Origin of the sequence: Dorea longicatena (assembly GCF_025150085.1) — a bacterium.
Classification (GTDB): Bacteria; Bacillota; Clostridia; order Lachnospirales; family Lachnospiraceae; genus Dorea_A; species Dorea_A longicatena.
In genome coordinates, this window is record NZ_CP102280.1 from 676,017 (window position 1) to 689,478 (window position 13,462).

General features: G+C 41.9%; 14 protein-coding genes. 12 read left to right on the top strand and 2 right to left on the bottom strand.

The features are described from left to right. Window positions 1-11: 11 nt before the first annotated feature. The 4 genes from thiH to NQ508_RS03310 all read left to right on the top strand — a co-directional run bounded on the left by thiH (window position 12) and on the right by NQ508_RS03310 (window position 3,278). Entirely contained in the window at window positions 12-1,238 is a 1,227-nt protein-coding gene (thiH, locus tag NQ508_RS03295; protein WP_006426434.1) for a 2-iminoacetate synthase ThiH, read from the top strand. Between the two features lie 53 nt (window positions 1,239-1,291). After that, window positions 1,292-1,879, top strand: a complete 588-nt coding sequence (locus NQ508_RS03300) for a thiamine phosphate synthase (RefSeq protein ID WP_226853128.1) — start codon at window positions 1,292-1,294, stop codon at window positions 1,877-1,879. A gap of 187 nt (window positions 1,880-2,066) precedes the next feature. After that, window positions 2,067-2,501, top strand: coding sequence for a MarR family winged helix-turn-helix transcriptional regulator (locus NQ508_RS03305; protein ID WP_006426432.1), 435 nt, complete (start codon window positions 2,067-2,069; stop codon window positions 2,499-2,501). Further along, on the top strand, window positions 2,502-3,278 hold the full coding sequence (locus NQ508_RS03310) for a sulfite exporter TauE/SafE family protein (RefSeq protein ID WP_006426431.1): 777 nt from the start codon (window positions 2,502-2,504) through the stop codon (window positions 3,276-3,278). A gap of 274 nt (window positions 3,279-3,552) precedes the next feature. Here NQ508_RS03310 and NQ508_RS03315 read toward each other — a convergent pair whose 3' ends face one another. Then, entirely contained in the window at window positions 3,553-4,143 is a 591-nt protein-coding gene (locus NQ508_RS03315) for an HD domain-containing protein (RefSeq protein ID WP_006426429.1), read from the bottom strand. A 185-nt stretch (window positions 4,144-4,328) separates the two neighbouring features. Here NQ508_RS03315 and NQ508_RS03320 point away from each other — a divergent pair, with 185 nt between their 5' ends. Beyond that, window positions 4,329-4,952 (top strand): GDSL-type esterase/lipase family protein, encoded by a 624-nt coding sequence (locus tag NQ508_RS03320; RefSeq protein WP_006426428.1) that lies wholly within the window; start codon window positions 4,329-4,331, stop codon window positions 4,950-4,952. A gap of 94 nt (window positions 4,953-5,046) precedes the next feature. On the opposite strand, the gene NQ508_RS03325 is transcribed toward NQ508_RS03320, so the two are convergent. Continuing rightward, window positions 5,047-5,949, bottom strand: coding sequence for a DMT family transporter (locus NQ508_RS03325; RefSeq protein WP_006426427.1), 903 nt, complete (start codon window positions 5,947-5,949; stop codon window positions 5,047-5,049). 96 nt (window positions 5,950-6,045) lie between these two features. On the opposite strand from NQ508_RS03325, the gene NQ508_RS03330 reads away from it, so the two are divergent. The 7 genes from NQ508_RS03330 to NQ508_RS03360 all read left to right on the top strand — a co-directional run bounded on the left by NQ508_RS03330 (window position 6,046) and on the right by NQ508_RS03360 (window position 13,462). Continuing rightward, window positions 6,046-6,288, top strand: coding sequence for a LysR family transcriptional regulator substrate-binding protein (locus NQ508_RS03330; RefSeq protein ID WP_259829096.1), 243 nt, complete (start codon window positions 6,046-6,048; stop codon window positions 6,286-6,288). An 86-nt stretch (window positions 6,289-6,374) separates the two neighbouring features. Continuing rightward, complete coding sequence (locus tag NQ508_RS03335) at window positions 6,375-7,289, top strand: AAA family ATPase (RefSeq protein WP_044919456.1); 915 nt, start codon at window positions 6,375-6,377, stop codon at window positions 7,287-7,289. Window positions 7,290-7,311: 22 nt separating this feature from the next. Continuing rightward, complete coding sequence (locus tag NQ508_RS03340) at window positions 7,312-9,087, top strand: vWA domain-containing protein (RefSeq protein WP_006426424.1); 1,776 nt, start codon at window positions 7,312-7,314, stop codon at window positions 9,085-9,087. Window positions 9,088-9,171: 84 nt separating this feature from the next. Then, window positions 9,172-10,920: a S8 family peptidase gene (locus NQ508_RS03345; RefSeq protein WP_006426423.1), complete on the top strand. Its 1,749-nt coding sequence runs from the start codon at window positions 9,172-9,174 to the stop codon at window positions 10,918-10,920. A gap of 128 nt (window positions 10,921-11,048) precedes the next feature. Beyond that, the gene (locus NQ508_RS03350) at window positions 11,049-12,032 is read left to right on the top strand and encodes a Gfo/Idh/MocA family protein (protein ID WP_006426422.1); all 984 of its coding nucleotides are present in this window, start codon (window positions 11,049-11,051) and stop codon (window positions 12,030-12,032) included. Window position 12,033: 1 nt separating this feature from the next. Continuing rightward, window positions 12,034-12,414 carry a hypothetical protein gene (locus NQ508_RS03355; RefSeq protein WP_006426421.1) on the top strand — a complete coding sequence of 127 codons (381 nt, stop codon included), beginning with the start codon at window positions 12,034-12,036 and terminating at the stop codon, window positions 12,412-12,414. A gap of 25 nt (window positions 12,415-12,439) precedes the next feature. Next, on the top strand, window positions 12,440-13,462 hold the full coding sequence (locus NQ508_RS03360) for an alpha-hydroxy-acid oxidizing protein (protein ID WP_044919454.1): 1,023 nt from the start codon (window positions 12,440-12,442) through the stop codon (window positions 13,460-13,462).

Below are 13,462 nucleotides of genomic sequence, written 5' to 3' on the forward strand. Positions count from 1 at the left end.
AGGCACGACAAATGGGAACAAATCATGAAGATACACATATTAATGAAAGTATTTTAAGCGAGGAGATTCTGGAAGACCAGAAGAAGAACCGGATCGATCACATGACCTATCTTCCAGGCATGGAGGATATCGGATCAGAAATACTCGACCAGGTCGTGGCAGCCATGGAGGCTTATGATTATAATACATATACAGCAGAAGATGTAAAACGTGCACTGGCACATGCAGAGCGCACACCGGAAGATTTTCAGGCGTTATTGTCACCGGCAGCACTGCCATTTCTGGAGGAAATAGCGCAGGCAGCGCAGATCGAGACGAGAAAACATTTTGGTAACAGTGTCTATATGTTCACACCAATCTATATCGCAAATTATTGCGAGAACTATTGCATTTACTGTGGTTTTAATTGCCATAACAAAATCAACCGTGCACAGTTAAATGCGGAAGAGATCGAAAAAGAGATGGCGGCGATCGCTGAGACAGGTCTGCAGGAAATCCTGATTCTGACAGGAGAAAGCCGTAACAAATCTACAGTAGAATACATCGGTGAAGCATGTAAGATCGCCAGAAAATATTTTAAAGTTATTGGTCTGGAGGTTTATCCGGTAAATTCAGACGAATACGCATATCTGCATGAATGTGGGGCAGATTATGTAACGGTATTTCAGGAGACATATAACTCAGATAAATATGAGACACTTCATCTTGCAGGGCATAAGAGAATCTACCCGTATCGTGTAAATGCACAGGAAAGAGCATTGAAAGGCGGCATGCGTGGAGTTGGATTCGGAGCACTTCTGGGGTTGGATGATTTCAGAAAAGATGCATTTGCGACCGGATATCATGCATATTTATTACAGAGAAAATATCCACATGCAGAGATCGCATTTTCATGTCCGAGACTTCGTCCGATCATCAATAATGACAGGATTAATCCGATGGATGTGCACGAACCGCAGCTTTTGCAGGTAGTGTGTGCATACCGCCTGTTTATGCCATTTGCAAGCATCACGGTTTCGACACGAGAGTGTGAAAGAGTCCGCGATAATCTGGTAAGTATTGCAGCAACGAAGATATCTGCTGGTGTAAGTACCGGTATCGGAAGTCATGTAGAAGATATCGAAGACAAGGGTGACGATCAGTTTGAAATCTCGGATGGACGTTCGGTGGATGAGGTCTATCAGGCACTTCTGAAACACAATCTTCAGCCGGTGATGAGTGATTATATCTATGTGTAACAGGGAGTATCTTGTGTTAAAAACATGCCGAATACAGCTGAAAGGAGTTGTCAGTGATAAAATCTGTAAACAATCAGGACTTTAAAATCATTGCAGTCAGCAATCGGAAATTATGCAACCGCCCGTTTTTAGAGCAGATAGAAAGAGTCTGCAAGATACATCCGGAAGCTGTGATCTTAAGAGAAAAAGATCTGACAGAAGAGGAATATGGGACATTGGCAAAAGAAGTAATGAATATTTGCAGCCGTTATCAGGTGTCTTGTATTCTTCATAATTTCTGGAAGACTGCACTAGAACTTGGATGTACATCTGTACATCTGCCACTTCCAATTTTGCAAAAAATAACTGATGAAGAAAAGAAAAAATTTACAAAGATTGGAATTTCTATACATTCTGTAGAAGAAGCGAAAGAAGCAGAGCAATTGGGAGCTTCCTATCTTACGGCAGGGCATATCTATGCGACAGATTGTAAGAGGGGATTACCGCCAAGAGGATTGGGATTTTTAAAAGAGGTTTGCCGGGAAGTCAGCATTCCGGTGTATGGAATAGGCGGAATAAAGTTCGATGAAGAACAGTGGAATGATATGAAAAAATGTGGAGCAGTTGGTGGATGTGTTATGTCCGGAATGATGGAAATATAGTAATCGAAATAAAACAGCTCATTTTTGAAAGAGCAGGAAAGCCTTCTGAGTCGGTACTCGGAAGGCTTTTGCTTTACACTGGCATATTAGTGCATATCAGATAGTACTTTACAAAATTATTTCTAAATGTTATATTAATACAAAAATGAATAGTTCAAAAATGAAATAAAAAAGGAGACCTACATATATGAACACAGGAATTGAATTTGCAGAAAAGCTGTCAAAGGCATACAGTGAGACCTGCAAACCGTTATGCCATGAACTGAATATTCCACAGACCGCATTTGACATCTTACTTTTCTTGGCGAACAACCCAGAATACAAAACTGCCAGAGACATCGTAGAAATACGAAAAATTAAAGCCAATCTTGTATCGGTAAATGTGGATAAACTTGTGAATGAAGGCTATCTGGAGCGGAAAAGTGTAGAAGGTGACCGAAGAAAAGTCAATCTGATCTGTACAGAAAAGTCAAAAGAGATTATCCAAGAAGGACAGAAACTTCAGCAGTCGTTCGTTGAAAAACTATTTGAAGGAATGGATGAAGATACAAGAAAAGCACTTCAAAAAGGAATGGCGCATATGGAAGCGAATATAGAGAAGATGTTGGAGGAAAAGAACTAGATGAATACAATATTAATGATTATTGTAACATTTTTCGCGGGGATGGGAGCCGGACTCGGAACCGGATTTGCAGGAATGAGTGCGGCGGCAGTGATCAGTCCGATTCTGATCACATTTCTTGGAATGGATCCATATATGGCAGTCGGAATTGCACTTTCATCAGATGTACTTGCAAGCGCAGTATCTGCCTATACATATGGAAAGAATAAGAATCTGGATGTGAAGAATGGTCTGATCATGATGGTCAGCGTACTTACCTTTACCGTTGTGGGAAGTTATGTGTCCAGTCTGGTACCATCTACAACGATGGGAAATTTTTCGGTATTTATGACATTCTTGCTCGGCATTAAGTTCATCGTAAAACCTGTCATGACAACAAAAGAAGCCATGGAAAAAGTATCGCCGAAGAAACGTGCAGTGCAGTCGTTAATCTGTGGTGTCATGATCGGATTTATCTGTGGATTTATCGGTGCCGGAGGCGGTATGATGATGCTTTTGATCCTGACCTCTGTCCTGGACTATGAGCTTAAGACGGCGGTAGGAACGAGTGTGTTCATCATGACATTTACTGCCTTTACCGGTGCAGTTTCGCATTTTGCAATCGGGGGAATGCCGAATATAGCGGTGTGGATCTTATGTATTGTGTTCACACTGTTGTGGGCAAGGATTGCGGCAGTATTTGCGAATAAGGCAACACCGAAGACATTGAACCGGGCGACGGGTGTGATATTAGTGGTTCTTGGGATTGTGGTTATGGCGTTTTCTATTTTAAATTAATAGAGAGCAGGAAGATTTATAAAATTGCAGATGAAAAAATGATGAATGAAAGCTGGCTGGGATTTCATACGTTGGATGTAGAGAGGGCGATTGATAATCTAAAAGAAATATATAATCAAAAACATACTGAATGAGGTAAGCAGGCAGCCCTCTATGGAATAGATTAGCAGATTTAAAGGAAAAAGGTATTAATAGAAAAATAATATGATGTTTTGTTTATTATGCATTCTACAGGGACTGCCGGTGACAGGTCCTGTAGAAAGAAAAACATTGCTTATGATTCTTTAATATTTCCCTTTTCTATATTTTCTTTGAGTATCTGGTCTGTTACTTTATATAAAGTCTCAGATCCCAGCTGCGTTTTCCGTTGTCTTCCGTATACCTGCTCGGAAGTAACCTGATGCTCACGCCAGTCGCCACCGCCGTTACTGTTATTGAGAAGCAATGGCTGCAGGTTATCCAGGGAATGTGCAAATTTGGATTCTGGTGTCTGGTAATTTTCGAATTCATCAAAGAGTGCAGTCAGTTCTTTTTTCTGATCTTCTGGTAACAGTGAGAAGATCCGTTCTTTGGCAGCATCTTCACGTGCTTTCTGCGTCTTTAATCCTTCTGTATCGTAGGCATAAGTATCTCCGGCGTCAATTTCCACAATGTCATGGATCAGGCACATGATCATAACTTTTGCGATATCGACGGGTTCATTGGCATAATCTTTTAACAGGTATGCCATGATTGCCATATGCCAGGCATGTTCCGCATCGTTTTCACGTCTTCCGTGTCCGGAAAGGTGGGTTTGTCTTAATATATTCTTTTCTTTATCAATTTCGAGAATGAAATCAAGTTGTTGTTTTAATCTTTCGTCCATGATAATTCCTCCTTGTGCGTTCAGTACGAACAAACTATAAGATAGTATAACATAAAAGAAAGCATAATGAAAAGCTAAAACATAGAAAACATATAAAACATATTGACTTGATAGGAAAACGGTGTTAAACTCCAGTTATTAAAAGATAAAAGAGAGAAAAGATCAGAAGGCAGGTGTAGGAAGTAATGAAACAGATATTATGCTTTGGGGATTCGAATACGTGGGGGTTAGATGGAGAGACCGGAAAGCGTTTTCCGTGGGAAGAACGATGGACCGGAATCTTACAGGAAAAACTGGCGGACCGAGATATTAGAATTGTTGAGGAAGGTCTGTGTGGAAGAACGACTATATTTGAAGATCCGCTTCGCCTGGGAAGACGGGGAACAGAATTGCTTCCGATATTATTGGAGACGCACACGCCGGATGCAGTCGTGTTGATGCTTGGAACGAATGACTGCAAAACCATATTCGGAGCGTCAGCAGAAATCATCGGAAAAGGAATTGCAAGGCTACTTGAACAGATTAATCAGTATGCAGATAAGATGAAGGTTCTTGTGATATCTCCGATTTATCTGGGAGAAAAGGTATGGCAGGACGGATATGATCAAGAATTTTCGCCAGAATCCGTAGAAGTATCAAAGAAATTAGAACCGGTATATGAAAAAGTGTCCGGAAAGTATGGCAAACGATTCATGCGGGCAGCAGATTATGTGAGTCCGTCGGAAGCAGATCAGGAGCATATGGATGGACAGAGTCATAAGATTCTTGCAGATGCGATTTATAGAAAATTAGAAACAGAGATTTTGTAGAAAAGATAAAAATCCGTTGTCAGTCAATGGCATCTCCTGTTTTACTGGATTTTCGGTAAAGGGAGCATATCAGGACAAGACAACGGATTTTCTGCTATCTTTTGGATGTAACTTCTGCAACGGATTTTCCGGTGATTAATTCCATTACCGTACTTTTGGCATCGATAGCGGTAAACACTCCTGCAAGAATGAAAATGGCCCCGAGATATCCCATCTCCGTGAGCTTCTCATGCAGGAAGATGAAGGAAAAAATCGCTGCAAAGATCGGTTCCAGGGAGAACAGGAATCCGGTATTCTCCGGTGTTGTATATTGCTGCACAACAGTTTGTACAACGAATCCGTAAGCTGAGGACAGGAGAGCAAGTCCAAGAACGGAGATCCAGTCCAACGCGGTGCTCGGAAATATCGGGGATCCGAACACCAGCAGACCGATTATGGAATAAAGACAGGTAAAGCCCTGCTGGTAGACTCCGAGTGCAAGTGGATCTACCTGTCTGGTAAAATAGCTGTTTAATACAATATTGATTGAATAACTAAAAGCCGAAAGCATACAAAGCAGCGTTCCGGGCTTGACAGCAAATATATCACCGCCGTTGATCAGTACCATTCCGATTAATACGATAATGATTCCAAGCTTGACATGATGCTCCGGAAGTCTCCGGGAAATAACTGAATGAATGACCGGAACAAGCACAACGGTGGTGCTGAGGATGAATCCACTCTGAGAAGCAGTGATCGTATTTAATCCGTAAAGGATTGGCGTAAGGTTTGTAAAAAGCAGAAAGCCGGTGATGGCACTGTAGAGTAAAAGTCTTTTATTAACTTTCAGTAACCTTTTGAAAAATATAAGTACCAGAATCAGGAATGCGATTCCTGTACGCAGAGCCATCAGCATCAGAGGGGAAAGTCCCTTAATTCCAAGTTTCATAAATATATAAGAAGTTCCCCATGCCATAGAGCAGGTTGTAAGAATCAGATTGGCTTTTTTTGTCGACATAATCGGCGATTCCTCCTATGTAATAGTTTTCTTGTTTTTTATTATATAGTAGAATAGAATATAAGTAAAATTCATATTTATCATGATGAGAATAAGATTGCACCGCACATTTCTTATTATTCCGGGGACGATTATGCAGTAATGTCTATGGTGGAAAACGAACTGGGAATCGGGATACTGTCGGAACTGGTGATGAAAAGATGCGATTATTATATCGTAACAAGAAGTCTGAAACCGGAGCTGCACCGGGAGATTGTGATCGCGGTAAAGAATGAGAAGAATGCTTCGGTAGCGGTGAGGAAATTCCTGCAGTTTGTAAGAAAAAGGGAAAATCTTTGATTCGTGTATTTTTAAGTAATAAAATATGGAGAAGTGGATAGTGTATATCTATAAATAACAACATTTCAGAAAGGGAGCCTTAGAAATTGCTGGAAAAATTAAGAGAACTTGGAATCAGAGATGATCTGATCCGTGAGATAACAGAATATAGGGAAACATACCCGGTAGAACAAGAATATGGTTCAAGAATTCCGAAACTGGAACAATTTTACTATGGAAAAGAAGTCTGGGAGCAGGCAATTACCGCAATTTTGTGTGGAGAGAATATTCTGTTGGCAGGTCCGAAAGCAACTGGAAAGAGTCTGTTTGCAGAGAATCTGGCGGGAGTATTTGCAAGACCACGGTGGGATGTGTCGTTTCATGTGAATATGGATGCAGCTTCATTGATTGGTATGGATACATTCCGTGGGGGAGAGGTATCTTTCAGACCGGGGCCGGTGTATACAGCGGCAAAAGCCGGTGGATTTGCCATATTAGATGAGATCAACATGGCAAAAAGTGAAGCAATGGCAGTACTTCATGCGACACTGGACTTCCGGCGGACGATTGATGTTCCAGGATACGAACGTATGGAATTACATCCGGCGACAAGATTCATTGCAACGATGAACTACGGATATGCGGGTACAAAAGAACTGAATGAAGCACTGGTATCCAGATTTGTCGTAATCCAGATGCCGATGATTTCAAAGGAAAGTCTGATTAAATTAATAAAAAAGCATTATCCGGACATCAGGGAAGAAGGAGCAGGAGAACTGACATTTATGTTTCTGGAATTACATAAGAAATGTGAAAATGGAGAGATATCTTCCAAGGCTCTGGATCTGCGTGGTCTCTTAGGAGCAGTCGGTCTGATGGAAAAAGGACTTGATATATTTACGGCACTGGATATGGGAATTACCAATAAAACATTTGATACCTATGAACAGACCCTGATTCGTGATACGATCCGTACAAGAATCTCGAAGAAAATGGTGAAGAAAGATTTGTTTGTGAAGTAACAGGAAAGTAGTGTGTTATAGCATGGCGGAAATAGAAGAACAAGAATTAAGAGAAGCAAAAAGAGCATGCAATTTTATATGGGCGGCGGCAGAAAATTATGAACTTGAACCACTTTTCCTTGCATTTGCATCGAACGGAACGGCAGATATGTATCTGAATCTGATTATCGGTCTGACTTACAAATGGTACGATCAGGAGAAAATAGATGATTTTTTTAATCAGCTGGGCGGAAAAGACCGGGAACTGTATGAAGGTCTTCTTTGGATCGGACTTGAGAATGCATTGTACCAAAAAGAAAGAAAAATAAGATCAGTAATGGAAGAACTGCGAAGGGAGTATGCGCTGGATAATCTGAACCGTTACAGGAATTATAAAGAATATGCAAGGATAGAACAAATCCGGAATGCACATTGCAGAGAAATTTTGGGACAGCCATCCGAACTAACTACAGAAGAGGAAGAACTTCTGCATGCATTTTCCTATACGGAAGAGATGACAACGGATGAGATTCTGGAACAGACACGAGAGAATCTGTGGAAATATTTTTCTTATCGTCCGTCAAAAGCTGCGAAAAAAAAAGGTGTTTACTTTCTTCAGAAAGTTGCCGGAGCATTCCATTCTGTTGGAAAAGTGAGTGCCACATATGTACGGGCGAAGCATTATGAAGATAAAGACGTTGGCAGTGAGGAAAAAACAGGAGTTATAGAGCGGTCAAAGCATTATCTGGTGCAGTTCTCATTAAAAAATGATCCGGGGGAGGCAAGAATATATGTAGAAGCCTGCTTTGGCAAGAATATGTACCCGCAGACTGAGCAGGAAAGAATAGAGCGGGAGATATGTGTGGATAAACATAAGAATTGTCATGTACTCTTTACAAGAGGAAGATCAGGATGGAAAGAAAAGCAGAAGAGCAAAACAAAATTAAAAGAACTTTCGGAAATAGAAAGAAAACGAGAAAGACAGGAAATCCTGGAATTTCAAAAAGAATCTGCCCAGCAATATGAGAAAAATAAACAGTATTATGAGAAGAATCGTGCAATATACAGAAACAGTATAAGAAAACTTACAGAGAAATTACGCATCTGTCTGGAGACACAGGACGAGACATTTCCAGAAATGGCAACGCACGGGAAGATCAATCCGAGAGAAGTATGGAAAGCAGTTTATCTGGATAATCCAAGAGTATTCGAACGGAAAGAAGAAGTGGAGATTCCGGGATTTTCAGTCGATATGCTGATCGATGCATCGTCTTCCAGAAAGCAGATGCAGGAACAGATTGCGGCGCAGGCATATGTCCTGGCAGAAAGTCTGGAAGAGTGTGGAATACCGGCACAGATATATTCCTATTGCAGTATCCGGGGCTTTACGGTGATGCGGATCTTTAAAGATTATGAAGAAGAACAGGTTGGAAATGAATTATTCGGATATGTTGCGGCAGGAAATAACCGGGACGGACTGGCTCTGCGTGCAGCAGGATATTTGATGGAAGCAAGTAAGAAAGCAAAAAGAATTTTACTTGTACTGACGGATGCAAACCCTATGGACGACCAGAATATCGGTGAGGGAGCTTTTTATACGAACAAGGAATATACTGACCAGCCGGCAATAGAGGATACAGCAAGGGAAGTTCAGAGGTTAAAGCAAAAAGGAATCCAGGTCATAGGAATCTTCATGGGAAGTGCAAAATCCAGAGAGGCAGCAAGAGAGATATTCGACCGAGAACTGGTGCAGATTCAGAATATTAATGATTTTGCCGGGGCAGTGGGGCGAGTGCTGGGAGAAGTGATGACGCCATAGGGGACGTAAAAAAGTGGCTTTTTCAGTGTCCCCTATGGCTTACAAAGCACATATATTAATAACAAAAGCATCTGGAGTTAATGTATGACCAGTCAGAAACTAGAAAATCTTTTAAATCTTGCACTGAATTCCGCGGAAGATGAGCGGGAAAAATCCTTGAATTTAAATGTTGGATATGATCCGCTTGACCGGGAATGGGATCTGATCATCAAATATTCCGTAAATCTGGACCGAGTCAGGAAGATAGCATCCAAAGTAACAGAACTTCAAAATGAATATGCAGTCATCCGAATTACAGAATCCAGAATCGACATCTTATCGGAAATTCCGGAAGTTGAATATGTAGAAAAACCAAAACGGCTGTTCTTTCAGGCAGCAGAAGGAAGGCGTGTGTCTTGTATCAATGCGGTACAGGATACACGCCTTTCTCTGTATGGACAGGGAATATTGGTTGCAATCATAGATTCGGGAATCGATTATGCGAATATAGATTTTCGAAATGCGGACGGAAGCACGAGGATTCGGTATCTGTGGGATCAGTCTCTGAATCCGGCAGATGGGGAAACAGCACCGGTTGGATACAGCATCGGTGTGGAGTATACGAAAGAACAAATAGATGAAGCATTAAATGCACAAACTGTATCAGAACAGAGAAGGCTTGTGAGAAGCCAGGACATTTCCGGACACGGTACGGCAGTGGCGGGAGTAGCAGCAGGAAATGGAAGCAACAGTGGAGGACGTTATGCCGGAGTTGCCATGCAGAGTGAATTGATCGTTGTAAAACTTGGTAATCCCATACAGGAAGGATTCCCAAGAACGACAGAGCTAATGATGGGGATCGATTATATAATAAGAAAGGCACTGGAGCTTCGGATGCCTGTAGCTGTGAATATCAGTTTTGGAAATACATACGGCGGACATGACGGGACGACACTGCTGGAGCGGTATATCGATGATGTGTCCAACATATGGAAGAGTGTATTTTGCATCGGAACCGGAAATGAAGCGGCAAGTGCCGGGCATACTTCCGGTAGAATTATTTCAGAAGGAGAAGAGACAATCCAGCTTGCAATTCAGAGCAGACAGTCATCGATCAGTATCCAGATATGGAAAGAATATACGGATCAAATAGAAATTTCGATCATCAATCCATCGGGAGTGCGGGTCGGACCGGTACCGGAGATATTGGGACCACATCGCTTCCGAATTGGTCAGACAGAAATACTGCTTTATTATGGGGAACCAAGTCCTTACAGCATTTCCCAGGAAATCTATATAGATCTGCTTCCGGTAGAAAGTTATCTGACAGAAGGAATATGGAGAATTGTTCTAAGTGCCGGGAAGATTGTGACAGGACAATATGAAATGTGGCTTCCAAGCGACAATGTATTGAATCGTGGAACAGGATTCTTGTTTCCAACAGATGCTACGACGCTCACAATTCCATCTTCTGCCAGCCGTGCAATATCCGTAGGAGCATATGACGCAAGGACATTTGCATATGCGGATTTTTCGGGAAGAGGATTTACCAGACTTACGAATATGGTGAAACCGGATCTTGTGGCACCGGGAGTGGAAGTTATGACAACAACAGTGGGCGGAGGATATGCGGCATTTACAGGAACATCCTTTGCCACGCCATTTGTGACAGGAAGTGTAGCGCTTTTGATGGAATGGGGGATTGTGAGAAAAAACGATCCATATCTATATGGGGAGAAGGTGAAGGCGTATCTGAGACGTGGAGCGAAAAAAGTACCGGGATTTGACGAGTATCCGAATGAGGAAGTGGGGTATGGGGCCTTATGTACAGCACAAAGTATCCCCAAAGTATGAAAACGGCTGATTTGAAAAAGTAAATTTCAGTGCTCGAGTAATAAGGATAAAAGGTACATTTTTTTAGTAGGATAATGTTTCCAAAAGTGCTAAAATAAAATTATCATACATAAGCGAGGCGTAAAACAATGAAAAAAATCAAGTGGGGCGTTATAGGAACTGCCGGAATTGCCAGAAGTTGTACCATTCCGGGAATGATACAGGCATACAACTGCGAATTATATGCAATTGCCGGAAGAAGCATAGACAAAGCTGAACAATTTAAAGAAAAATTCGGATTTGAAAAAGCCTATGGAAGTTATAAAGAATTGTTGGATGATCCGGAAGTGGAAGCGGTATATATTGCGCTGCCAAATACTTTACATTATGAGTGGGCCGTGAAAGCTATGAAAAGCGGCAAACATGTATTGTGTGAGAAGCCGCTTGCACCGTGTGAAAAGCAGGTAAAAGAATTATTTGACACGGCAAAAGAGAATCATGTATATCTTATGGAAGCTTTTGCGTATCAGCACAGTCCATATATCACTGCAATTAAGAAAGAGATAGAAGATGGTACGATAGGAGAAGTTTGTTATATAGATTCCGCATTTATCACATCGGACTATAATAAGGAAAATATCCGGATGAGACGGGAGACTCTCGGAGGGTGTACATACGATCTTGGAGTATACAACACAAGCCTGACGTTAGGACTTCTGAATGAAGAACCAGAAAAAGTCGAGGCTTCCGCAATCTTTTCGGAAGAAAAGATCGATAAGCTGACTTCTGTGGTCATGGAATTCGCAGATGGAAAGAAAGCAGCATTTACCTGCGGCATGACACTTGCAACGGATCAGGACAGGAGACTGGACCGTCTGGAGATAGATGGGACGAAGGGAAGCATTACCGGAACCAAATTTTCATTCAATGGTGATGGAGAATTAAGCTATACGATTCGTACGGCTGAGGGGCAGGAAGAAGTAAAGACGGTAGAAGTTCCACAGAATTATCGCCTGGAGGTAGAACAATTTGGCAGATGTATCGATGAAAATGAGAAGCCGGCGGTTACGGAAGAATTTTCGCTGAAAAATGTGAGACTTGTTGAGCGGATTCTGGAGGAGATCGGATATTAAGATGAAAAAGAATGAAAAGATCAGGACGCCGTTAGGAATCATTTCTGTTTTCAAGAATGAAATACCTGAAAGATATCATTGTGCAGCGGAACCGGAGATTTTACGTATCAGTGAGACGCATATACGGATTCGGACAATAGATCAGGCCGTATCCTGGGGAGAAGAAGTGTATTCACCAAGACTTCGTCAGAACTGTATGAATCCTGAAAATATTACACTGTATCCACTGGAGATTGAGTGGAATGGGGATAAAGTTACGGTTTCAGATCATTATGGGATGAAAAGGTGGATAACCGGGGAAAAGTTACCGGAAATTCAAGACTGGAATCTAAAACTGAAAAAATTAAGATGTAATCCCTGCAGAAACTGTGGAAGATGTTAGAAAACGAAAGAAAAGAGAGAAAAATATGAATTATTCAGACTGTATAGAAAATGCAAGAACACGTATTGGAAATTATTGTAAAGCCTGTCCGGAGTGTAACGGACGTGCCTGTAAGAACCAGATGCCGGGACCGGGCGCAAAGGGAGTAGGGGATACAGCTATCCGCAATTATGACAAATGGAAGGAAATCCGTGTACAGATGGATACAATTGCCGAGAATAAACCGGTGGATACATCACTGGAGCTCTTCGGGAAGAAATTCAAATATCCGTTTTTTGCAGGTCCGGTTGGTGCAGTAGGATTACATTATGGAGACTGCCTGGATGATGTGGCATATAATGATATTCTGGTATCTTCCTGTGCAAAATACGGAATTGCTGCATTTACAGGAGATGGCGTGGACAGTAATGTGATGGTTGCAGCAACAAAAGCGATTAAGAAAACAGATGGAATCGGAATCCCGACTGTGAAACCATGGAATCTGGATGTGATTGCCGGGAAGATGGAGATGGTACATGAATCGAAAGCCCTCGCAGTGGCGATGGATATTGATGCAGCAGGGCTTCCGTTTCTTAAGAATATGGAACCACCGGCAGGAAGTAAGACGGTAGAAGAACTCCGTCAGATTGCGAAGATGGCAGGCACACCATTTATTGTGAAAGGTGTTATGACCGTCAAAGGAGCATTGAAAGCAAAAGAGGCGGGAGCATCTGCAATTGTAGTATCGAATCATGGCGGCCGTGTACTGGATCAGTGCCCGGCGACAGCAGAAGTTCTGGAAGAGATTGCACTGGCAGTAGGTGATTCTATGAAGATATTTGTAGACGGTGGAATCCGCAGTGGTGTGGATGTATTTAAAGCACTTGCATTGGGAGCAGATGCAGTGATCATTGCAAGACCATTTGTGACAGCTGTATACGGAGGCGCAGAAGAAGGCGTGAAATCTTATATCGAAAAGCTGGGAACAGAACTGGAAGATACGATGAAAATGTGTGGAGTGACGAGTCTGGAAGAGATTGACAGGGATTGTGTGTGGACAAGATCCTGA